The 21742-nt window shown below is 46.2% G+C and carries 18 protein-coding genes; 10 read left to right on the top strand and 8 right to left on the bottom strand.

Going from position 1 to position 21742, the window contains the following annotated elements; all coding sequences use genetic code 11:
* Positions 1-315: 315 nt before the first annotated feature.
* Genes uppS through glmU form a run of 4 tightly spaced genes read right to left on the bottom strand, consistent with a single transcriptional unit; the run spans position 316 to position 4177 of the window.
* The gene (uppS, locus tag Q0218_RS07030; protein ID WP_297967976.1) at positions 316-1017 is read right to left on the bottom strand and encodes a polyprenyl diphosphate synthase; all 702 of its coding nucleotides are present in this window, start codon (positions 1015-1017) and stop codon (positions 316-318) included.
* A gap of 1 nt (position 1018) precedes the next feature.
* Positions 1019-1699 carry a hypothetical protein gene (locus Q0218_RS07035; RefSeq protein ID WP_297967979.1) on the bottom strand — a complete coding sequence of 227 codons (681 nt, stop codon included), beginning with the start codon at positions 1697-1699 and terminating at the stop codon, positions 1019-1021.
* Entirely contained in the window at positions 1696-2871 is a 1176-nt protein-coding gene (gene coaBC, locus Q0218_RS07040) for a bifunctional phosphopantothenoylcysteine decarboxylase/phosphopantothenate--cysteine ligase CoaBC (RefSeq protein ID WP_297967982.1), read from the bottom strand. The genes Q0218_RS07035 and coaBC overlap by 4 nt, the downstream gene beginning before the upstream one ends.
* The gene (glmU, locus tag Q0218_RS07045; RefSeq protein WP_297967985.1) at positions 2858-4177 is read right to left on the bottom strand and encodes a bifunctional UDP-N-acetylglucosamine diphosphorylase/glucosamine-1-phosphate N-acetyltransferase GlmU; all 1320 of its coding nucleotides are present in this window, start codon (positions 4175-4177) and stop codon (positions 2858-2860) included. The genes coaBC and glmU overlap by 14 nt, the downstream gene beginning before the upstream one ends.
* A 151-nt stretch (positions 4178-4328) precedes the next feature.
* Between glmU and Q0218_RS07050 the strand changes: the two genes are divergently transcribed.
* The 10 genes from Q0218_RS07050 to Q0218_RS07095 all read left to right on the top strand — a co-directional run bounded on the left by Q0218_RS07050 (position 4329) and on the right by Q0218_RS07095 (position 18130).
* Positions 4329-5471, top strand: a complete 1143-nt coding sequence (locus Q0218_RS07050) for a PepSY-associated TM helix domain-containing protein (protein ID WP_297967987.1) — start codon at positions 4329-4331, stop codon at positions 5469-5471.
* Positions 5472-5770: 299 nt separating this feature from the next.
* Positions 5771-6538 carry a motility protein A gene (locus Q0218_RS07055; RefSeq protein ID WP_297967989.1) on the top strand — a complete coding sequence of 256 codons (768 nt, stop codon included), beginning with the start codon at positions 5771-5773 and terminating at the stop codon, positions 6536-6538.
* A 5-nt stretch (positions 6539-6543) separates the two neighbouring features.
* Positions 6544-7314: a flagellar motor protein MotB gene (locus Q0218_RS07060; protein WP_297967991.1), complete on the top strand. Its 771-nt coding sequence runs from the start codon at positions 6544-6546 to the stop codon at positions 7312-7314.
* Positions 7315-7316: 2 nt separating this feature from the next.
* Complete coding sequence (fliP, locus tag Q0218_RS07065; protein ID WP_297967995.1) at positions 7317-8057, top strand: flagellar type III secretion system pore protein FliP; 741 nt, start codon at positions 7317-7319, stop codon at positions 8055-8057.
* A 141-nt stretch (positions 8058-8198) separates the two neighbouring features.
* Positions 8199-9515 carry a TolC family protein gene (locus Q0218_RS07070; protein WP_297967998.1) on the top strand — a complete coding sequence of 439 codons (1317 nt, stop codon included), beginning with the start codon at positions 8199-8201 and terminating at the stop codon, positions 9513-9515.
* Positions 9512-10657, top strand: a complete 1146-nt coding sequence (locus tag Q0218_RS07075) for an efflux RND transporter periplasmic adaptor subunit (RefSeq protein WP_297968001.1) — start codon at positions 9512-9514, stop codon at positions 10655-10657. Before Q0218_RS07070 ends, Q0218_RS07075 begins: the two co-directional genes overlap by 4 nt.
* A complete protein-coding gene (locus tag Q0218_RS07080; RefSeq protein WP_297968004.1) occupies positions 10650-13670 on the top strand; it encodes an efflux RND transporter permease subunit in 3021 nt (1006 codons plus the stop codon). Before Q0218_RS07075 ends, Q0218_RS07080 begins: the two co-directional genes overlap by 8 nt.
* A gap of 338 nt (positions 13671-14008) precedes the next feature.
* On the top strand, positions 14009-15082 hold the full coding sequence (locus tag Q0218_RS07085) for a PepSY-associated TM helix domain-containing protein (RefSeq protein WP_297968007.1): 1074 nt from the start codon (positions 14009-14011) through the stop codon (positions 15080-15082).
* Entirely contained in the window at positions 15079-17217 is a 2139-nt protein-coding gene (locus Q0218_RS07090; protein WP_297968009.1) for a TonB-dependent siderophore receptor, read from the top strand. The genes Q0218_RS07085 and Q0218_RS07090 overlap by 4 nt, the downstream gene beginning before the upstream one ends.
* A 295-nt stretch (positions 17218-17512) precedes the next feature.
* Positions 17513-18130, top strand: coding sequence for a tetratricopeptide repeat protein (locus Q0218_RS07095; RefSeq protein ID WP_297968012.1), 618 nt, complete (start codon positions 17513-17515; stop codon positions 18128-18130).
* A 457-nt stretch (positions 18131-18587) separates the two neighbouring features.
* Here Q0218_RS07095 and Q0218_RS07100 read toward each other — a convergent pair whose 3' ends face one another.
* The 4 genes from Q0218_RS07100 to Q0218_RS07115 all read right to left on the bottom strand — a co-directional run bounded on the left by Q0218_RS07100 (position 18588) and on the right by Q0218_RS07115 (position 21635).
* A complete protein-coding gene (locus Q0218_RS07100) occupies positions 18588-19760 on the bottom strand; it encodes a HAMP domain-containing sensor histidine kinase (protein ID WP_297968015.1) in 1173 nt (390 codons plus the stop codon).
* The gene (locus Q0218_RS07105; protein ID WP_297968018.1) at positions 19753-20415 is read right to left on the bottom strand and encodes a response regulator transcription factor; all 663 of its coding nucleotides are present in this window, start codon (positions 20413-20415) and stop codon (positions 19753-19755) included. Before Q0218_RS07105 ends, Q0218_RS07100 begins: the two co-directional genes overlap by 8 nt.
* Positions 20415-20660 (bottom strand): hypothetical protein, encoded by a 246-nt coding sequence (locus Q0218_RS07110; RefSeq protein WP_002944746.1) that lies wholly within the window; start codon positions 20658-20660, stop codon positions 20415-20417. The genes Q0218_RS07105 and Q0218_RS07110 overlap by 1 nt, the downstream gene beginning before the upstream one ends.
* 63 nt (positions 20661-20723) lie before the next feature.
* Positions 20724-21635, bottom strand: a complete 912-nt coding sequence (locus Q0218_RS07115) for an AEC family transporter (protein ID WP_297968023.1) — start codon at positions 21633-21635, stop codon at positions 20724-20726.
* Positions 21636-21742 lie beyond the last annotated feature (107 nt).

Consider the following 21742-nt stretch of genomic DNA (forward strand, 5'->3'; position numbering starts at 1 on the left):
TTAAACCAAGTCGCGACGTTTTAAAAGATAATCTTTGCGTAAAATTGCTGATTTATCGCGTTAATTTGATCTAAAATTTGCCTCGTCTTTTGCGCCGCAAAAATATAAAATGCAAAAATTTAAAGGCGATTTTAGCGAAATATTGCCTTGAATGATTTTAAATTTAAAGATTTGGGTTAAAAACTTATGCAAAACGGCGTTGCGGCAAGGCTTTTGGCTCGTAAAATTTAAAAGCCTTTTTTGCGAGCGGGTAAAATAAAAAGAGGTAAATTTAAAAGAGGTAAATTTAAAAGAGGGCGGCAGCTAAAAGCTCAATTAAAGTCCGCCAAACCTTCTGTCTTTTTTCTTAAACTTAGCCGTTATCAAGGCTAGCTCCTCGCGCGTAAAATCGGGCCAAAGCGTGGGCGTAAAGGCAAACTCGGCGTAGCTAGCCTGCCAAAGCATAAAATTTGATAGCCTCTGCTCGCCGCCCGTGCGCACGAGAAGGTCGATGGGTGCGGGCTCGTCGAGGCAGCATTGCAGGCTATTTTCGCTTAAATTTAGAGCTAGTTTTTCGGCGTCAAATTCGCCGCCGTTTTTTTCGCAAAATCTCCTAAAAGCTCTTAAAATTTCATCTTTAGCGCCGTAGTTTAGCGCTAAATTTAGCTTTAGTCTAGAGTTTTGAGCGGTTGCGTTTTTGATACTATTTATCTCGTTTTTTAGCTTCTCGCTTAGCGGACTTTCGTCGCCGATAACGTTAAATTTGATGCCGTTTTTGATAAAGCTCTCGCGTTTTGAGAGCAAAAATTTATGCAAAAGCTCCATCAAAAACGCTACTTCGCTCTTTGGGCGCTTCCAGTTTTCGGTGCTAAATGCGTATAGACTCAGTACCGCCACGCCCTCGTCGATGCAAAACTCGCACATTTGCTCCACGACGTTTGCGCCCGTTTCGTGCCCTTTGGTGCGTAGCAAACCGCGGCGCTTAGCCCATCTGCCGTTGCCGTCCATTATGATAGCTAGGTGATTTAGCTCGTTCATTTTAGCCCTTAAAATCAATTATTTTGCCGCTTGGATCAAAAAAAGCGGCGATGTTTTGCGTCGTTTGCGCTTCGCAGTCAAATTCATTTCGCAAGAGCCTAGCGACCTTGTCAAACGGCGTCTGTGCGCTGATTATTTTGGCGCCTTTTAGCGTAAAAATAATCGGAGCGAAATTTGAAAAAACGAGGTAAATTTGACTCGTGCGGGCGTCCTCGAATTTCATCTGAAAAACGCCTTTTGCGCCGTTATAAACAAACGAAATATTAATAATATTTTTTTGCAGTGCAAGCAGCATTTGAGCTAGATTTTCAAACGTTTCTCGCGAGTCTGCCGCGCTAAGATTGTTAAATATATATTCATAAAACCAGTTTAGATCGGGCTCGCTTATCAGCCGCTCTATTAGCGCAAGTCCCTCGGGCGCGGCGTATGATAAGCTCGGCTTTTTAAAGAGATTTCTTATCACGATATTTTCGGTGCCGCTTGCGATTTCGCCCCAGTATTCGCCGTTCACGTCGAGGCTTTTCATACTTTTCGTGCTTAGAATTTTGTTGCCCATTTTTAGATTGTAGCGATTGTAGCCCGTCTTTTCGGCGACTTTGATGCTGATGGGCAGGCTCGCGTTTAGAGCCGCGGTTGCGCCGCCGCTTGCGATTTTTTGCACTCGCGAGACGGGATTTATCATAGCGTGCTTGCTAAATTTACGATTTGCCGCGCCGCGTCCTCTTTGGACGTTAGCGCGATGTTTTGCGCGCCTCGATGCGTGATAAAGGTTATTTGCGTGCTATCCGAGCCCAAATTTACCTCGCCGCCAAGCACGTTTAGGCAAACTGCGTCTAGGCTCTTTTTTTCAAGCATATTTTTTGCGTTTTGCATGGCGTTTGCGGCGTCCGTTTCCATTTTAAAGCCGATTTTTTTGACGTTTTTAAAATCCGCCAAAGAGCCCAAAATATCCTCGTTTTGCGCTAGTTCAAGCCGCCAAATTTCGCCTAAGTCTTGTTTTTTTAGCTTGCCTTCAAATTTGGTTTTCGGAGCGTAATCGCTAACCGCAGCCGCCATCGCGAGCAAATTTGCGTCCGTCAAATTTGCGCGTAGCAGATCTTTTAGCTGTGCCGTGCTTTGAAATTTTAGCGTTTTGTAGGGCGCGTTAGTCGTTTCAAAGCTAGCTATGAGCGTCACGTCCGCGCCCGCGTAGTAAAAGGCGTCCGCCAGCGCTTTTGCCGTCTTGCCGCTAGATAGATTGGTCACGGCTCTTACATCGTCGATCTTTTCGCTCGTGGCGCCGCCCGTGACGATCACCTTTTGTCCTTTAAATTTTGGCTTTGTTAGCATCCTTTTGGTTTCGCAAACGATCGTAGAAACGTCTGCCAGCGCGCCTTTGCCGACGTCGCCGCAGGCTAAGATTTTTTCCACGGGATCGATAAAATTTACGCCTCGTTTACGTAAAATTTCGATATTTTCTCGCGTGGCGGGATTTTCAAGCATCTTGTTATTTGCGGCGGGCGCTATCAAAACGGGCGCGTCCGAGGCTATAAGCGTCTGCAAAAAGACGTTATCGCAGATCCCGCTTGCGTATTTATTTATCGTATTTACGGAGGCCGGCGCGATGAGGATCATATCGGTTTTGGCGTAGGCGATGTGATTTAGCCCGTCCCGCCAACTCTCCGTGCGCGAGGTTAAAATTTTATGCTCGCACAGCGCTTCAAAGCCTGCTTCCGAGCAAAATTTGAGCGCTCCGTCGCTAAGCATAACCCGCACGTCCGCGCCCTCTTTTTTTAGCGCGGATAAAATTTCATAAGCCTTATAAAACGCGATGCTGCCGCAAACCGCGAGCAAAATTTTTTTATTTTTTAGCATTTTCGTCGCTTTTTGCGCCGTTAAAAAATTTATAAAAAAAGCCTTCTTTATTTACCTGTTTTGTGCGGCTAATGGCTAGAGCGCCGCTTGGTACATCGCTAGTTACGGTGCTGCCCGCGGCGATTAGCACGTCGTCGCCGACTTTTACGGGAGCTATGAGCTGCGTGTCCGAGCCGATAAAGACGTTTTTGCCGATTATCGTTTTGTGCTTGGCTTTGCCGTCGTAGTTGCACGTGATGGTGCCGCAGCCTACGTTTGTGCCAGGGCCTATCTCGCAGTCGCCCAGATAGCTTAGGTGGCCTGCCTTGACGCCGTTTAGCCTGGCTGCTTTTAGCTCGACGAAATTTCCGATGTGAGTGTTTTTGATCTCGCATTTTGGACGCAGGTGCGCTAGAGGGCCGACGTCCGAGTCCTCGACGACGGAGTTTTCTACGACCGAGCCGCTTTTGATGACGGAGTTTTTAATGAGGCACTCTCCGATGATGCTTACGTTTTCTTCGATGAAGCATTCGCCTTCAAATTTTGCTCTAGAGTCGATATAGACGCTATTTGGCAGACGCATTAGCACGCCCGCTTTCATTAAATTTTTCTTGATTTCGTCCTGCATCAAATTTTCTGCGACACTGAGCTGAAATTTGTCGTTTATACCCATGAAATTTTGCTCTTCGACGCTGACGGCCCAGCATTTTAGACCGCGCTCGTTTGCGATTTTTATCGTGTCGGTTAGGTAAAATTCTTTCTGCGAGTTTTCGTTGCCGATGAGAGGCAAAATTTCGCGTAAAACTTCGCTTTTAAAGCAGTAGCAGCCGGCGTTTGCGCTTTTTATCATTTTTTGCGTCTCGGTCGCGTCTTTTTGCTCGACGATGGCTTCTACTTTGCCGTTATTTATGATCACGCGACCGTATCCGTAGGGGTCTGCGGCCTCAAAAACGCTTAGCGCGATGTCTGAGTTGCCCGCGCTTAGGCGGATTAGGTCGTTGGTTTTGATAAGCGGCATATCTCCGCACAAAATCAGCGTTTTTTCGCTATTTAGCGGGATGTTTTTTAGCGCGCCCGCAGTGCCGGGGAACTCTTTTAAATTTTGTTCGTAAATTTTAGTTTGAGGAAAAATTTCTTTGATTTTGGCTTCCACTAGCTCTTTTTGATAGCTCAAAACCACGCTCACGTCGCTACTGATCTCATAAGCCTTACGTAAAATATGGATAATCATCGGCTCTCCGCAAAGCTCGAAAAGCACCTTTGGTCTGCTTGATTTCATCCTCGTGCCAAGCCCCGCGGCAAGCACCACTACGCCGATATCGCTCATCTTTTTTCCTTGTTTAAATTTGAGCGATTTTATCTCAAATTTGCTAAATGCGGGATTAAGGTTTTTGCGATTAACAAAATCTTAAGGATTAAACAATATAATCACGACCTTTTAGCATAATCAAAATCAAATTTACAATAAAGGATACGGTTTGTTTTCATTTTTTAAAAAAATGCTCAGGAAAAATAAATTTTTGTTTAATCTCCACCTGATTTTATCGATTATTTTTGCTATTCCGCTACTACTTATCGGCGTTACGGGCGCGATTTTGTCGTATCAAGACGAGCTTGAGGAGCTTATAAATTTAAACTCCGTCAAGGTCGAAAAAACCGGCGAAATGCTAAGCGTGGAGAAAATCCTGCAAAGCTTTAGCGAGCAAACGGGCGTCAAACAGCCCGCAAGGCTGGTGCTGCAAAAAAGCGAAAACGAAGCGGTCAAAATTTATGCTAACAGGAGCGAAGCGTATTTGGTTAATCCCTATACCGCGCAAATAATCGGCAAGGACTACGGCACCGCTTTCGTGCGCACGGTTATGTCGCTGCACCGAAATTTAGGCCTTGCGCTAACGGGCAATAAAACCGCTGGCGAGGTCGGCAAGCAAATAGTAGGCGCAAGCACGGTCGCAATGATAATCCTCGTGATAAGCGGCGTTTGGTTGCATTTTCCGCGCCTTAAGCAAAAATTTTCCGCAGCTATCACGCCGAATTTTAAGCTCAAAAAATACGCCCTTTTTCACAACCTGCACACGAGCCTAGGCGCCTTAAGCGCGGTAATCTATCTAATTATCTGTTTAACGGGTCTAACATGGTCGTACCGCTGGTATAGCGATATGGAAATAAAACTTTTCGTCAGTTCGCAAAATATGCCCCAAAGCGAATCTAAGCCGGGTCCCGTAAAAGACGAGGCTAAAAAGAGCGCCGAGTATAAATTTAGCGACGCGCAGAGAGCTTACGAGATATTTAAATCAAGCGGCACTGAGTATAAAGAACTTAGCTTGATGCTAGCAGCCGGAGATAAGATAAACATCAGATACTACGAGCCCGATGCGCCTAGTACGGCTTTTCCTGAAATGACGTCCGTAGACGTAAAAGAGGGCAAGATGGCGGAGCAAAAGCAAACGAGCGGCATAACGGCGGGTATGGTAAAAAGCGCGAACTATCAGCTGCATACGGGATATTTTTTCGGAATTGCGGGTAAAATTTTGTGGTCGGCGGTTTCGCTTTTGATGGTGCTTTTTATATTTAGCGGATTTTACATGACCGCAAAAAGGGCGTTTAAGCCAAAAAGAGCTTAGCCTAGCTTTGCGCCTCAATACTTAAAATTTTACCTTAAAATAGATCAAATTTAACTCTAGTAAAGGCGGTAGATTTGCCGCCTTATCAGCCGAATTTATGCCTAAAATCGCGCCTAAACGTTAGGATAAATTTTATCGCCCAAAGCGCGCAAAAATCGAAATTTAAACCAAAATGCGGTTTTTGAAAAAAATTATGCCGGTTTGGAACGTATTTTGCAAATAGTTAGCCTGAGTTTAACTGTTTTTTCAACTAAAAAAAACTAAAATACAAACCAAATTTTATAGGTGGAAAGTTCAAGATGGATTTAGGTAGCGTCGTCGGTTGGATAGTTGTTATGGTGCTTTTGCTTGGTTCGATGCAAATGGGCGTCGGAATCGGAGCTTATATCGATATTCCCTCGGTTTTGATCGTTTTTGGCGGTACGATTTGCGCTTTGATGATCGGCTTTAAGATGGAGCAGATAAAAAAGCTAGGCACGTTTTACGGTATTGCCGCAAAACCAAAAACCTATAATCTGCCCGAAATCGTAAAAAAAATGGTCGATTACTCTACAAAAGCTCGCCGCGACGGTATCTTGGCGCTTGAGAGCGACGCAAATAACGAAACCGATCCATTTCTAAAAAAAGGCTTATCTATGGCGGTTGACGGCAACGAACCGGACGCCATCAGATCTCTACTTGAGATAGATATGGAGCAGGCTAGCTCGAGGCACGGCGATAATATCAAAATTTTCGAACAAATCGCGGGTTTTGCGGGCTCGATGGGTATGATCGGTACGCTCATCGGCCTGGTTGCGATGCTTATGAACATGTCCGATCCTTCGGCTATCGGTCCGTCGATGGCGGTCGCTCTTATCACGACGCTTTACGGAGCGATGATAGGAAACATCCTAGGCTCGCCCGTAGCAAACATCCTAAGTATCCGCGACAAGGACGAAGGCACGGCAAAGGTGCTAATGCTAGAGGGCATAATGGCTATCCAGGCAGGCGACAACCCTAGGACGCTCGAGATGAAGCTACTATCGTTTTTGCCGCCTAAAGACCGCGTTAGTCAGTTTGATAAGTAGAAAAAATGGCTAAAAAGTTAATCGATCCAAGCGATTGCCCCAAATGCTTACCCGAGTGGCTCGCAGCGTTTGGCGACTTGATGTCGCTTCTGCTTTGCTTTTTCGTACTGCTTCTTTCGATGAGTACGATGGACGCAAAGAAGCTAGAGGCCGCGATCGGCTCGCTAAACGGAGCGCTAGGCGTACTTGAGGGCGGAGCAAAGCCAGACGTCAGCGCCGAGCAAAACCAAGACGACCATGCCACCTCAAATAAAGAACGCACGGGCGTGAAGTCGAATTTCGAGCAGACGCTGCGCTCTATCAACGAGCTTTTGCACGCTAGTGGCTCGCCTGAAATCACGTTTGAGGAGAGCGAGAGCGGATTTGTGATTAGATTACCCGCAAATTTACTTTTTGCAAAAGATAGCGCCAAGCTACAAAACGACGATGCGCTGCTATTTTTAAAACGTATCGCGATGGTAATAGCCAAGCTACCCCCGGACGTCGTAGCAAACGTGATCGGCCACACCGATAGCGAGCAGCCCGCGTCTACCGAGTTTAAAGACAACTGGCAGCTATCGTCGGCTAGAGCTATCAGCGTAGTTGGCGAGCTCATCAAAGACGGAGTCGATCCTAAAAAGCTAACCGCATCCGCAAAGGCCGAATTTGAGCCGTTTGCGACAAATTTCACCGAACAGGGCAGGGAGAAAAACCGCAGGGTCGAGATACACTTCGTTTCGTTAAATTTAGACGATAAAGCCAAAACGCAAAAAAGCATACTGGACGCGCAGGAGTAAATTTGAAAAAACTGACGTTTTTGCTGTTTTTTATCTTTGCGGCGGTCGCGATCGGCGAGGATAACGTCACGATCCCGACCGTAAATCTCAGCCTGAGCGCGCCTACTACACCCACTCAGCTAGTTAGCTCGCTAAATGTCTTACTGGTCCTAACCGTCCTTACGCTCGCTCCTTCGCTCATTTTTATGATGACTAGCTTTTTGCGGCTCATTATCGTTTTTTCGTTCTTGCGACAGGCGATGGGCACGCAGCAGATGCCGCCCTCTACGGTGCTTATTAGCCTTGCGATGGTGCTTACGTTTTTTATCATGGAGCCTGTAGGCAAGAAAGCCTACGAAGCGGGCGTGCAGCCCTATCTAAGCGAACAAATCGGCTATCAAGAGGCTTTTGAGCGCGGCGTGAAGCCTTTTCGCGAGTTTATGATAAAAAATACCCGCGAGAAGGACTTGGCGCTGTTTTTACGCATCAGAAATATGCCAAACCCGCAAAGCTTTGACGATATCCCGCTTACGGTCGTGATGAGCGCGTTTATGATCAGCGAGATGAAAACGGCGTTTGAGATCGCATTTTTGCTCTATCTGCCGTTTTTGGTCATCGATATGGTTGTTAGCTCCGTGCTCATGGCGATGGGTATGATGATGCTACCGCCGACGATGATTTCATTGCCGTTTAAGCTGCTTATTTTCGTGCTCGTAGACGGGTGGAATTTGCTCGTCATGAACCTCGTTAAAAGCTTTCATTAGGTTTTTTATCGCTATAATCTTAAAAAAGCTCCGCGCGCCGCTTAAATTTTCATTTTATTTTACCTACGGCGCCAGGCCCCGGGCGGGCAAATCCGCTCAAATTTAGCCCGCGCCGCCCAGAGCTAACAGGGAAGGGTTTGGATGAAAAAAATTTATATATTTTTGAGTTTTTGCGTTTTTTTAGGCGGTTTGGAGGCTAAATCTGAAGGAAATTTGCCCGAGCTGATTTTGGCCGCGCAGAGCTCAAATTTAGCTCAAATTTCAAACTACGAACCGCAAAAAGCGCAACTGCAAAAGGACGCAGTAAAGAGTGCGTATATGCCAAGCCTCAGGGTTGAGGGCGGATACAGCTTTTTAAGCGGCGACATAAACGTCCTGCGGCCGCAAAGAGCCGCCACGGCAAGAGCTATTTTGGAGCTTGCCGTTTATGACGGCGGCAAAAGAGAAGCCCTGCTAAGCTCGCTTTCGCACCTTAGCGCGGCTGAAATTTTAAAAAACGAGGAGTATCAAAACCTGCTTGCATTTAACGCAACCAAGCTTTATTTTAGCTTTTTGTCGCTGGACGAGCTTGCGCTGGCAAAAGAGAGCGAGATAAACTACCTAAAAAACGCGCTAAATAGGCTGGAAAAATACTACCGCGCGGGGCTTAGCGACGAGAGCGAGTATGAAGCGATAAACGCTAGATACGCCATGGCGCTGGCCGAACGCCTCGAGATTTCGCAAAATCAAAACGAGATAAAAAATCAAATTTACGCGCTAACGGGCAGAGATATCGAGCCTGTGGCGGGCTCTAGGATCGCGCTTGCTGATGAGGACTTCGCGCCACAAAAAAACGAAAAGCCCGAGCTTGAGGCGCTTAGGTTAAATTTCGCCGCGGCTCTTGAGGACGAAAAAATAACCGCGTCCGAGACGAACCCGCAAATTTTCATCAAAAACACCTACACCTTTATGCGCACGCATTACGATAGAAACTTGCTGCCCGCGCAGTATAGAAGCGCGCTGGAGCCGTACTTCGACGATTTTTTTAAGCCGAATTTAAACACCAATGAGCTGATTTTGGGCTTTAGCTGGAAGGCGTTTGATTTTGGCGCAAACAAAAAGCAGCGCGAGATAAAGCGTATAAGCGCGCTGCAAGCGAAGTTAAATCTGGATCAAAAGCGCTTGCAAAACGAGCTAAATTTAGCAAATATCAAAAACGACCTAAAGACGCTCGAGCAAAAGATCGCCGCAGGTAAAAGCGCGCTAAACTCGGCACAAACCTCGCTAAATGCCGTTAGCAAAAAGTATGAAGCCGGGCTGCTTGGATACGTCGAGTTTTTAAACGCGACCGCGCAGAACTTTAGCACAGGCAGCGCGCTGGAGCTAAGCAAGAGTAAATTTGAGATCAAAAAAGCGGAGTATCTATACGAGCGCGGCGGCAAAATCGCCGAAAATATCGAAAAAACGGAGCGCAAATGAATAAAATTTTACTTTTTTTACTGAGTGCGGCGGTTGCGCTTTACGCACAGGATAGGATCTACGCGAGTTTTGACGTCGCGCCCGCAAAAGACGCGCAGCTCGTGCTAAAGGCCGTCGGTATCGTAAAGAGCATAAACGTAGAAATCGGCTCTGCGGTAAAGCGCGGCGACGTGCTGCTCGAGCTTGAAAACGAGAGCGAAAAGCTAGCCGTAAAACTCGCTCAAAACGATCTAGAGAGCGCGCAGACGGCAAAAGCCCACGCAAAAAGCGTGCTGGATAAATTTAAGCTCGTTCAAAGCGTGAGCTCGAAGCAGGCTTTTGAAAATGCGGAGTTTGATTTTAAAAATGCAGCGCTAGCCGAAAACAGAGCGCATCTGGCACTAAATTTGGCGCAAAAGCGGCTAGAAGACACGCGACTACTAGCACCTTTTGACGGGACGATCTCAGGCAAGAGCATCGAGGTCGGCGAGGGTGTTGGCGGCGTAGCACAAAAGCTGATGTCGATCTTTTCGTATCCGGACGTGAAGCTCAAACTTAGCTTTGATGAAAAATTTAAAGACCGCGTGAAAATCGGCAGTGAATTTGTCTATAAACTAGACGGCGAAAATAAGGAAAGACGCGGCGAGATCAGCCTCATCTATCCGACTATCGACACGAAAAACGGCAAAATTTACGCCGAAGTACGGGCGCGAAATTTGATGCCGGGGCTTTTTGGCGAGGGATATATCGTCTCAGATTCACAGATTGAAACGGATACCGAGCCTAAAAAAGAGGACGCAAATAAAACATTTGGGCATAAATTTGAAGGCTTTAAAAACGATGGGCTAGCAGGCGCGAAATTTGACGTAGAAAAAACTAGCTTCAGCGTAGCGCGGTTTTCAAATTTAATGTCGCAAACGAAAAGCGAGATAAATTTGAGCTCAAATTTGGCGAATGTAGTTAAATTTGACTCCGCTGCGAAAAATGCAAATTTGATGAGCGGGTCAAATTTATCGTATAAACAGCGAGATATAAATTTAAACGCCGAATTTGACACGGCGCAATTTTTGCTTGCCGCCAAACGCCAAACGCTTTTTATGGAGCAGAGCGGACGGGTAAATTTGACGCAAAAGGCAGTTTTAGCGAAGGCGCGAAATGTATAAACTAGCCATAAATCGCCCGATTACGACGCTGATGTTTTTCGTAGCGCTCGTATTTTTCGGCGCGATGTCGCTTTTTAGGATGCCGGTAAATCTCTTTCCCGAAGTCGTCATCCCGCTGGTTAAGATCACGACCTACGCGCCGGGCGATATGAGCCTCATCGAGAGCAGGGTCACTAAAAAGATCGAAGACGAGGTCTCGACGATAGACGGTATCAAAAAGATTAGGTCGTATACGTTTAATAACCTCAGCATCGTTTTGGTCGAGTTTAATCTCAAGAAAAACATCGACGTCGCCGCAAACGACGTGCGCGATAAGGTCGCAAAGGCAAAGCTTGACGCCCAGCCCGAGATAGAGAAAATCAACAGTGACAGCGGCAAGGTGGCGAGCTTTTTCGTTAGCCGCAAGGACGAAAATTTAACCGCGCTCATGCAAGCGGTCAAAGACGAGGCAAAGCCGTTTTTGCAGCGCGTAAAAGGCGTTGGTAAGGTCGATGACAAGGGTTTTTTGGAGCCTGAGATCAAAATTTACCTTGATCCGTTTAAACTTGATAAATACGCCCTGACCGCAGCCTCGGTCATAAATATAATCAAATCGCAAAATTTAAAAGCGCCGCTTGGTAAGCTGGAAAACAGCGAATTCGAGATATTTTTAAAGAGCGAATTTGACGCTAAAAGCGTGCGAGAGCTAGAGGAGATCCGCCTGCAAAAAGACGTGTTTTTAAAAGACGTCGCGCGCATAGAGCTATCTCATCACGACACCGACGCCGTAGCGATGTATAACGGCAAGCGCGGAGTGTTGCTTGACGCCATAAAAGTAAGCGGCGCAAACACGATCGAGACGGTAAACGCGCTCAAGGCTAAAACGGGCGAACTAGCGGCAAGACTGGGCGAAAACTACGAAGTAGAGCGGGTTTATGAAAAGAGCGAAAGCATCCTAAAGCACATAAATCAGGTCAAATTCGACATGATGCTAGGCGTCGCGCTCACCGTCGTCATCGTCTTTTTCTTTTTGCGAAGCTTTAGCGCGACTATCATCGCCGCGCTTGCGATCCCGGCTAGTATCGTGGGGACGTTTTTCATCATCGACGTTTTGGGCTTTGATCTAAACCGCCTCACGCTACTGGCTCTCACGCTTGGTATCGGTATATTTATCGACGATGCGATCGTGGTCGTGGAAAATATCTCCAAAAAGATGCAAGAAGGCGAGAGCAATCCGCTAAAAGCGAGCTTCGAGGGCGTGCGCGAGATAGCCTTTAGCGTGCTTAGCATTAGCGCGGTGCTGCTTTGCGTTTTTGTGCCGATTGCCTTTATGGAGGGCATCGTCGGGCAGTATTTTAACTCCTTTGGTATGAGCGTGAGCGGCGGTATCGTGGTGTCGTTTTTGGTTTGCATTATGCTGATACCTAGTCTGGCGGCGAGATTTTTGAGCGAGGGCGAGAGTAAATTTTACCGCGTGACGGAGCCCGTATTTGAGGCGCTTGAGAGCGGTTACGAGCGGCTTTTGAAGCTTATTTTGAGGTTTAAAACCGCGTTTGTTATCCTTACCTTCGGCGTATTGGCTCTTTGTATGAGCCTAGCGGGCAAGGTCGGTATGGACTTTTTGCCCGTCGAGGACGAGGGACAGTTTGAGATATTTTTAAAGGCAAACCCTGGTATCTCGGTCGAGGCTATGAGCGCTAGAGCCGGCGAGGTCGTGCGCGCCGTAGATAGCGATCCGCGCGTCGAGTACTCCTATATGATCGCTGGCTATACGGACTCAAAGGACGCGTATAAGGCTAAAATTTACGTCCGCCTAAAGGGCTTTGAGTCGCGAAAAGAGCGCCAAACGCAGATAATGGACGAGTATAGAAAGAAGCTTAAATTTGAAGATCTCAGCGTCAAAGTCCTACAGATACCCTACGTCGATACGGGTAGCGACAGCGAGCCGGTGCAGCTAACGATCACGGGCGATAGTTTGGAAAAGCTAGATGAAATTTTGCCTAAAGCCATAGCGATGGTGCGCGCTATCGAGGGCACGACGGATGTGGGCAGCGATAACGAAGACAAGATAAACGAGCTACAAATCAGCGTAAATAAAGACAAAGCTAAACGCCTAAACGTCGATCCTAGCGCGGTTGCGCAGGTGATATACGCGTCGTTTGGGCAAAACAGGCTAGGTAGCTTTGATAACGGCGACGCGCAGTACGATATGATACTGAGGTTTGACGACGAGTACCGCAGGGACGCGCAGGCACTGCAAAAACTAAAGATCAAAAACGCCCACGGCGAGAGTATAAGCCTAAGCGCGGTGGCGGAGTTTAAGACGAATAAGACCTTTTCCGTGATAAACCGCTTTAACAAACAGCGCCAGATCAGGATCGTGGCAAACGTGGATAACGTCCCGCTGGGCGCCGTACAAAAAGGCATAGATGAAAATATCGGTAAAATTTTGCCCGAGGGCTTTGATTACGTGATGACGGGCTTTATCGAGATGATGAACGATACGAACGCGGCCTTTGTATTTACGATCAGCCTTAGCGTCGTGCTCATCTATATGATCCTGGCCGCGCTTTACGAGAGCTTCGTGCTGCCGCTCATCATCATGATCTCGATGCCGCTGGCGTTTGGCGGCGTGGCGGTCGGGCTGTACCTTAGCGGCAACTCATTTAGCTTGTTCGTCATGGTCGGCGCGATCTTGCTTTTTGGTATGGTGGGTAAAAATGCGATTTTGGTCGTGGATTTTGCCAACCGATACGCAAACGAGGGCGCGCCGCTAAACGAAGCCATCGTGCGCGCGGGAGTTAAAAGACTGCGAGCGATACTGATGACAACTTTTGCGATGATATTTGCTATGCTGCCGCTAGCTCTTAGCAGAGGTGCCGGATACGAGGGCAACTCCCCGATGGCGATCTCGATCATTTCGGGGCTTATTAGCTCGACGCTGCTAACGCTGCTAGTAGTGCCCGCGCTCTTTGGCGCGGCGTATAAGATAGATAAATTCGTGAGTAAAATTTATAAAAGAGAGGAAATTTAGGGCTTAAATTTAAGCTTGCTTTAGGCGAGACCTGCATCAAATTTGCGCTCGACGTTTGCTCTACCGTTGGGCGCTGGTTTTGTTTAAACTAAAAAGCTGATTTTGCTTTGAGACCACATTAAATTGATTTCCGTAATTTAACGTAACAAATTTGTCGTTTTGTATTCGTCTGCCTCTACTAAACCCTGTTTTTAAATATTTAGCGCAAAATATATATTCCTTATTTATTTGATAATGGTTTTAGAAATTATTAATTATTAAAATGCTAAAATCCGCGCCGGTTTAAAGAAATTTTAAAAGGGCAAATTTTAAACGTGAATATATTTAGCAAAAAGATTATGTATAAGATTCACACTTACGCTTCGCTGATATTTTGCATTCCTTTAGTCGTCGCGTGCTTTACGGGCTCTGTTTTGGTTTATAAAGATGAGATAAATAATTTATTAATGCCGGGCGTCATATACGTTGCAAAAAATAGCGATAAAACCGAGCAGAAAAGTAGATTAAAATTTGACGAGCTAAGAGAAAAAATAGAAAAAGAGTATCCAAGGCACGAGATCGTAGGTTGGAATATCGACGTAGATCCCCAAAAAACGGACAAAATTTGGCTACTGCCTCACGGTGCGGGCCAAAAAGAGTGGGCGTGCGTATATTTAGACGCATTTAGCGGCGAGATAAAAAGCGGCCTCGTGCCGCATGATAGCGGATTTATCGGGGTTATCACCGAGCTTCACGAAAATTTACTCCTTGAAAAAAGCGGTCAAATTTTGCTCGGTCTGACGGCGATTTTTGCCTTTATTATTTCGATTAGCGGCTTTATCGTTTACCGAAATTTTTGGGCGAATTTACTGCGCCTTCGGTTTGCGCGAATGGCGGTTTTTATGAGCGATTCGCACAAATTTATCGGCGTTTTTTCGACGCCCGTTATCTTTGCGGTCGCGCTTAGCGGTACTTGGTGGGAGCTTAGGTTTATGTTTATGCCGCCTTTTGATAACTCTAAATTCGTAATCGGTCCGCAAATTTACGATAAAAATATCTCAATCGACGCCCTTGTGCAAAAAGCGGCCACGGATATGCCAGGATTTAAGACGCATTACGTTAGTTTTCCGTTTTTTGAGGGCGCAAATATCACTCTTTACGGGCAAAAACCGAGTCAAAGCTTCCTTCATAGCCAGTACTCAAGCACCGTTTCTTACGATAAAAATAGCGCAAATTTAATCGACGTAAAAGATATCGAGCTAGCAAGCAAAACGGATAAGTTTTTATCGACGTTTAGGCGCGCTCACTACGGCGATTATAACTCTGCGACTAGATTTTTTTGGTTTTTGTGCGGGCTAGCTCCGCTTGCGCTTAGCGTTTCGGGGATTTATTTATGGATAAAAAGATCAAATTTTAAAAGGAGAAAAAGATGAAAAATAAAATTTTGTTTTCGGTTGCGGCGATAAATTTGCTCGCATCGGTTCAAATTTTAGCCGCACAAAACGGCGAGAACGCAGCGGGCAAAGAGACGCTGCAGGCCGTCGAGGTAACTAGCGAGCAAAGGCGCGACGACGTCAAATACAACGCCAAAGAGCTGGTAAAAAGCACCACGAGGCTAGACCTCACTTCGCGCCAGACGCCTCAGTCGCTAACCGTCATAACGGAGGCTAGGCTAAAGGATCAAAATATCAACGACTATCAGGTGCTTTTGCGAAATATCCCGGGCGTCACGCTTAGCAAGTGGGACGAGCGCGTATATCCTACGGCAAGGGGCTTTAAGATAGATTATTATTTGCTTGATTCGATGCCAAGCTTCGGCGGATTTAGCCTGGGCGCAAACGATATGAGCATGTTGCCCTATGAACGCGTCGAAGTCGTAAAGGGCGCAAACGGCCTGCTAGCGGGTGCCGGCAATCCGGCAGCTAGTTTAAATTTCATCCGAAAAAGAGCAAATTCTAAAGAACTCACGGGAAATTTTAAACTAAGCGCGGGCTCGTACGATAGATACGGCGTCTCAGGCGACGTGCAGACCCCAGTGACTGCTGACGGCAGCGTGCGGGCTAGAGCGTCTTTTATGCACGAGAAGTCTCGCTCGTATATGGACTACTATAACCGTAAAAACACCGCTATCTACGGCGTAGTGGACGCAGATATCATGGATAGTTCGTGGCTTAGCCTGGGCGCATTTTATCAGGAGCTAAAGCGTCACGGCGTACGCTGGGGAGGAATGCCTGCGTTTTACAAAAACGACGTTAGGCGTGAGTTTGGTAAAAACGAAATTTTTTCGCAGCCTTGGACTAGGTGGGATATCAAGACTTTTGATGTTTATGCCGATTTTAGGCACTATTTTGAAAACGAAGCCAGCCTAAATCTCTCCTACTCCTTCCGCCGCGCAAATACGGATACTAATTTGCTCTACTACGGCGGCAAGATAAATTTAGACGACACGGGCGACATCGGCGGGCTTAGCGCCTACGCAAACAAACGCGAAGAAAATATCCACAACGTAGACGCCTACGTAAATATGCCCTACGAAGCGTTTAGCTTGCCTCACGAGGTGGTTTTCGGCGCTATGTATAACAACTACCAAAACAGCTCCGACAAGGTCAGTAGTTATTGGTTAAATCGTACGACTCCGGCTGGTCTAGCCTACTCGGCACGCACTAGGATAGATTTTAAAAACCTTCATATCGACGATCCGAGATTCCCTTACGCCGATCAAAACAACGCCGATAAGACGGTGCAAAAGGCCGTATATTTGGCTAATAAATTCTCAATCACGGACGAGCTAAAGTTTTTGCTGGGAGCCAGGATGAGCTACTATAAGTACCGCATAACAGGCGGCAACGGAAATAGAAATTTCACTCAAGAAATCACGCCGTATCTAGGCATCACGTACGATATCGGCGAAAATCACACTCTTTATGCTAGCTACACGAGTATCTTTAAACCTCAAACCGTAAAGGATATCAACGGCAAATATCTAGATCCGATCCAAGGCAAAGACTATGAGCTGGGCATAAAGGGGGATTATTTTGACGGAGCGCTTTCGGCTTCTTTTGGCGTATTTAAGGTCGTGCAAGATAAGCTAGGCGCAAAAACCGGACAAAAGATCCCCGGCACTACGACTGACGCATACGAAGCTAAAAAAGGCGTAACGAGCAAGGGCTTTGAGGTGGACGTAAACGGCGAGATAAATCAAAATTTAAGCCTAGGTCTTGGACTTACTCACTTTAACGCTAAGGACGCCGACGGCAAGAAATTTGATACCGAAAGCTCGCGCACTACGGCAAACCTCTTTGCCAAATACTCTATAGCGGACTTTAGAGCGGGCGCGGGAGTGCAGTATAAAAGTAAAATTTACGTCGGTAGCGGCGCAAACGAAATCACGCAAAAGGCCTACACGCTGGCAAATTTGATGTTTGGCTACAAGATAAGCAAAAATTTCGACATCCAGCTAAATATCGACAACGTGTTTAATAAAAAATACTTCGAGGGCATCGGAAACAACAAGATGGTCTACGGCGACCCGCGAACGTTTAATCTAGGTTTTACGTATAATTTCTAAGGCGTTTTTAGCGCGTCTTGGGGCTTGGGTTGCGCCCGTAGTGATCCAAGCTATAAATTCGGCGTTTTTTGTCGGCACTAAACCATAAATTTACGAGTTATGACAGGCGCTGAATTTGGATATAAAACTATGGGTAAATTCGCCTTAATACGCTAAAAACGCCCTTTTAACGAGCGATAAATTTGTTACAAATTTGGTTCTGTTTGGTTACTGCCGAGGATTTTAAAGTTTATTTTAAGCGTTATTTTGGCGAGCGTAAGGTAAGATTAAGGCAAAATTTTCTTAAGGCTAAATTTTGAAACGCGCTTTTTTTCAAGCTATCTCGCATGTTGCCGTTTTTGCGCTGGTTGCGGCGTTTGCTAGCGGTTGCGCTGCGCCGAAAAAGGCAACCCCCGCACCGCCAAAGCCCGTTACGCAGTCTGAAATAAAAAACATCTGTGACGGCAAAAGCCCAAAAGAGTGTAACGATACGGGCGTGAAATTTGAAAACGCTAAAGACTATGAGCGCGCGAAACTCTGCTATCAAAAGGCCTGCGAGAGCGGCGAGGGCGTAGCGTGTTCGAATTTAGGCTCTCTTTATCAAAAAATCGATCCTGCTAGCGATCAAATTTTACCTCTTTTTTTAAAGGCCTGCCAAGCGGGCAATAAATACGGCTGCTTTAATGCCGCAAACGTTTACCGCCTGGGGCTTGGCGCGCGTAAAAACGACTTCGTGCGCGCGATAAAACTCTACGAAAAATCCTGCGTGCAGCTAAAACACGCTAAAAGCTGCACGAATTTAGGCAGCATGCATCAGTTTTCTTTGGGCGTAGAGACGGCGAGCAGGGATGTGGCGAGGAAATTTTATGAGATAGGATGCGAGCTTGGCGATGAGGTCGGCTGCAGAAATCTTTCGCTCGTAAATAGCGAATAGGCTTTGCCTGGGCATTGGCGAGTAAATTTAAACCGCAAGCATACCCCCGCGCGAAATCTTTACTCGCCGCGTAAATTTGGATTTGACTAAGATTTTAATCGAATTTTATTAAACCCGCAAAGTTTTGAAATTTTAAAGATGGGGTTTAACCCTTAATTTAATCGCAAGGAACTTTACGGAATATTTTAACTAAACGACCCGAGGTTTTAAGGATGGTTTGAGCTAAGAATCTATGAAAATCACTTTTTATTCTCGGGATGCATCATGCGATTTTAACCGCACGGCGCAAATTTTACGACTAAAATTTGCTTAAGAGCCAAAAAACGTAAAAAATTTCGCAAAGTCGTTTTTGTTACTTCAAAAAGGAGTCGGATTAAATTTTGGTCATATAGCGTAATGCTAAATTTAAAATCTCAAATTCGGCTCAAAGCCCAAACCGCCGAATTTGATGTCGAATTTATGCTTGCCACCGCAGCCTAAACGTCGTTTCTTTGCCGGATTCGCTTTCGCATGTTACGGATATGGCGTTGTTTTCGCAGGCTCTTTTGACCAAATTTAGCCCGATACCAAAGCCGCCTTGGTCTTCGTTAAACCTCGTGTATCGCTCGAAAATTTTATCTTGCTGCTCTTTGCTGAGCCCCTCGCCGCTATTTGAGATTTTTAGCTCGCCGTCTTGCAAACTAACCGCGACGTAGCCGCCTTGGTTTGCGTATTTTACGGCGTTGCTTAGTAGGTTATCCACTGCACGTTTTAGCTCATAGCCGTTTGCATTTATGAGAGCGTCTTTTAAATTTAGCCTTAAATCAAGCCCTCGTTTAGCAAAAAACGGAGCAAAAAATTCGAGTCGCTCGTTTAAAATATCTTTCAAATTTAGCTCCTCTTTTGGTGCGCAGCGCTCGGCACCAAAGGATAAATACGTGAGGTCCTCATAGGTACGGCTTAGCGTTTTGGCGGCGGTTTGGATGTTGTTTAGGCGCTTTAGATTTCTCTGGCTTAGGCTACTTTTATCTGCCGTTTCGATGCTCATAAGTATGACGCTAAGGGGCGCGTTTATCTCGTGAGTAGAGTCTTTTATAAAGCGATTTAGCGCGGCGATCTTGGCGTGTAGCGGCGCTAGCGCGGTCTTTGCTAGATAAAAGGCGATTATCATGATGACGCCTAAAACGATAAGCAAATTTAGCGCCGTACGCAGTCGCAGCAAATTTAGCTCGCTCGTGACGTCCTTGCCGATTAGCGCGATCTTTGCCGTGGCTAGCTCGTCCGCGCCGCCTTCGTCCATGTTTTGTAGCGCCTCAAATATCGTCGCCTTGCCGTCCGATACGACCGTGCTACTCTGGACGTCGTCAAATTTAGCGCAGCCCGCCTCGCCGTATAAAATTTGACCGCTTTTAGCTACGATGCAGGCTTTGACGTCTTTTTCGGCGGTAAAGCTTTTTACTGCGCCAAGCCCGTACATGCGCGCTTTCATGTAGATACCCATCTTGATCTCTTTTAGATTTTTTACCTCGTTTGAGATGAGGGCTTCCTTTTTCATTTTATAGTCGTTCGTAAAGAAATACCCCAAAAATAGGGTGCTAGTGATGAGATAAAGCGAGAGGATTTTAGCTATAACGGCAGAGCGCTCAGACATAGATATAGCCGTCGCCGCGCCTATTTATGATCGCGTCCTTGCCTAAAATGCGGCGTAAGTTTTTGACGTAAACTCGCAGGCTCAGCTCGCTGGGCTCTTCGCCGTAGTTCCAAATTTTCTCAAATATCGTCTCCTTGCTCAGCAGCGTGTTTTTATTTTCCAAAAATAGCGCCAAAAGTTCGCTTTCTTTGTTTGAGAGGTTTACGATTTGCCCGTTTTGCCTTAGCGTTTTGGAGCTTGGATAGAATTTATATCCATCGTTAAGCTCGATAAATTCGTCATTTACGTGAGAAAATTTGCGCTTGAGTAAAATTTGAATACGAAGCAAAAGCTCTTTTAGCTCGTACGGCTTTTTAAGGTAGTCGTCGCAGCCGCTTTTGTAGCCGATCTCTAGGTCTTGCAGCGCGTTTAGCGAGGTGGTAAAGATCGCAGGCGTGTCGTCGCCAAGCCGCCTAAGTTCGCGCAAAAGGGAGAAACCGTCGCCTTTAGGTAGCTTGACGTCGAGGATGAGGATATCAAAATTTCGCTCGTAGGCGGTATCTAGAGCTGCTTTAGCATCGGCGCGAACGGTCACGTCGTAGCCTTGTTCGCTCAGATACTCGTTGATGAGTTCGCTTAGCGTCTCATCGTCCTCTACGAGCAAAATTTGCGTCATTACATCTTATCCTTTTTCATATCTTTCATATCGTCTTTCTTTTTACCCATATCGTCTTTCATCTCTTTCATGTCGCCCTTCATTTCGTCCTTTTTTATCATCATATCGTCTTTTTTCTCCATCATGGCGTCTTTCTTTTCCATCATGGTATCTTTTTTCTCCATCATATCGCCTTTCATCTCGGCGGCAAAGATAGAACCTGTAACGAACAACGCGCTAAGCGCAACTAAAGCTAACTTTTTCATAGCATCTCCTTTAAGAAAATTTATGATGGAAGTTTAGCCAAGAAACGTGAAACGAGCGTGAATTTACGCCATCAAGCTAAAAACGTACGATAAAAGCGGTAGGCTAATAAAGCTAAACGCGACTCCGACGGCTACTGCGGCGACAGCTAGCTGGCTATCAAGCTCTGCTTTCATGATCATCGCGCTTGCTAGCACCATCGGCGGCATGGCGCACTGCAGGATACCGATCATCCAAATTTGACCGAAATTTACGCCAAAAACTATCGTGACTAATATAAAAATAAAAGGCGCTAGCAACATCTTGCCTGCGATTACCACGGCCGTTGATTTGTAGCAGCTCTTGATACTGCGAAATCCAAGTCCGATGCCGATCGCAAAAAGAGCGACGGGAACGACGCTTTGCGCAAAAAGCGTAAGCGCGTCAAATAGCACCTTTGGAAGCGGAACACCGCGGAGCAAAAAGCCCAAAATAAGCGCGACAAACGGCGGAAATTTAATCACTTTCATAACGTTTTGCACGAGCGAAACCTTTGCCGGAGCGCCGAAAGCCAGGATAAAAGGCCCAAAAATGCTAATCGGGATCGAGGTGGCTAACTGATCGTAAAAGATAACTTCGTTCATCGCGTCCTCGCCGAAAAAACCCTTGATAATAGGCATGCCCATAAATACGGTATTTCCGAACATCCCGAGCAGTACGGCGCTCACGGTCGTGGCTTTGTTAAATTTTAAAAATCTGCATGCCAAAAATATCGCCGCAGCGCCCAGCATCGAACAGGCAAAACCCGTGGCGATGACGTTAATGAGCGTGGTGTCGATGTTTACGTGGTAAATTTTATCGAAAATCAGCGCCGGAAGCGCGAAGCAAAGCGCGTAGTTTATGAAAACGGAGGCGTTTTTTTGCTCAAAGACCTTAAATTTTTTCGCCCCGTAGCCTGAGGCAATAATGATAAAAATAGATAATAATTGCGTAAACATTTGCGTAATCCGAGTTATAAATTTTAAAAACGCGATTATACGGCGGCTAGCATTAAAGAAAAATAAAATTTAGTTGAATTACTTAACATCGCCTTAACGCATTTTTG

It is taken from the genome of uncultured Campylobacter sp. (assembly GCF_938039245.1).
In the GTDB taxonomy this organism is placed as follows: domain Bacteria; phylum Campylobacterota; class Campylobacteria; order Campylobacterales; family Campylobacteraceae; genus Campylobacter_A.

Coding starts and splice junctions, on each gene's coding strand:
- uppS (WP_297967976.1), bottom strand. CDS start 1,017: ATGAACGAGCTAAATCACCTAGCTATCATAATGGACGGCAACGGCAGA.
- Q0218_RS07035 (WP_297967979.1), bottom strand. CDS start 1,699: ATGATAAATCCCGTCTCGCGAGTGCAAAAAATCGCAAGCGGCGGCGCA.
- coaBC (WP_297967982.1), bottom strand. CDS start 2,871: ATGCTAAAAAATAAAAAAATTTTGCTCGCGGTTTGCGGCAGCATCGCG.
- glmU (WP_297967985.1), bottom strand. CDS start 4,177: ATGAGCGATATCGGCGTAGTGGTGCTTGCCGCGGGGCTTGGCACGAGG.
- Q0218_RS07055 (WP_297967989.1), top strand. CDS start 5,771: ATGGATTTAGGTAGCGTCGTCGGTTGGATAGTTGTTATGGTGCTTTTG.
- Q0218_RS07060 (WP_297967991.1), top strand. CDS start 6,544: ATGGCTAAAAAGTTAATCGATCCAAGCGATTGCCCCAAATGCTTACCC.
- Q0218_RS07070 (WP_297967998.1), top strand. CDS start 8,199: ATGAAAAAAATTTATATATTTTTGAGTTTTTGCGTTTTTTTAGGCGGT.
- Q0218_RS07075 (WP_297968001.1), top strand. CDS start 9,512: ATGAATAAAATTTTACTTTTTTTACTGAGTGCGGCGGTTGCGCTTTAC.
- Q0218_RS07080 (WP_297968004.1), top strand. CDS start 10,650: ATGTATAAACTAGCCATAAATCGCCCGATTACGACGCTGATGTTTTTC.
- Q0218_RS07085 (WP_297968007.1), top strand. CDS start 14,009: ATGTATAAGATTCACACTTACGCTTCGCTGATATTTTGCATTCCTTTA.
- Q0218_RS07090 (WP_297968009.1), top strand. CDS start 15,079: ATGAAAAATAAAATTTTGTTTTCGGTTGCGGCGATAAATTTGCTCGCA.
- Q0218_RS07100 (WP_297968015.1), bottom strand. CDS start 19,760: ATGTCTGAGCGCTCTGCCGTTATAGCTAAAATCCTCTCGCTTTATCTC.
- Q0218_RS07105 (WP_297968018.1), bottom strand. CDS start 20,415: ATGACGCAAATTTTGCTCGTAGAGGACGATGAGACGCTAAGCGAACTC.
- Q0218_RS07110 (WP_002944746.1), bottom strand. CDS start 20,660: ATGAAAAAGTTAGCTTTAGTTGCGCTTAGCGCGTTGTTCGTTACAGGT.
- Q0218_RS07115 (WP_297968023.1), bottom strand. CDS start 21,635: ATGTTTACGCAATTATTATCTATTTTTATCATTATTGCCTCAGGCTAC.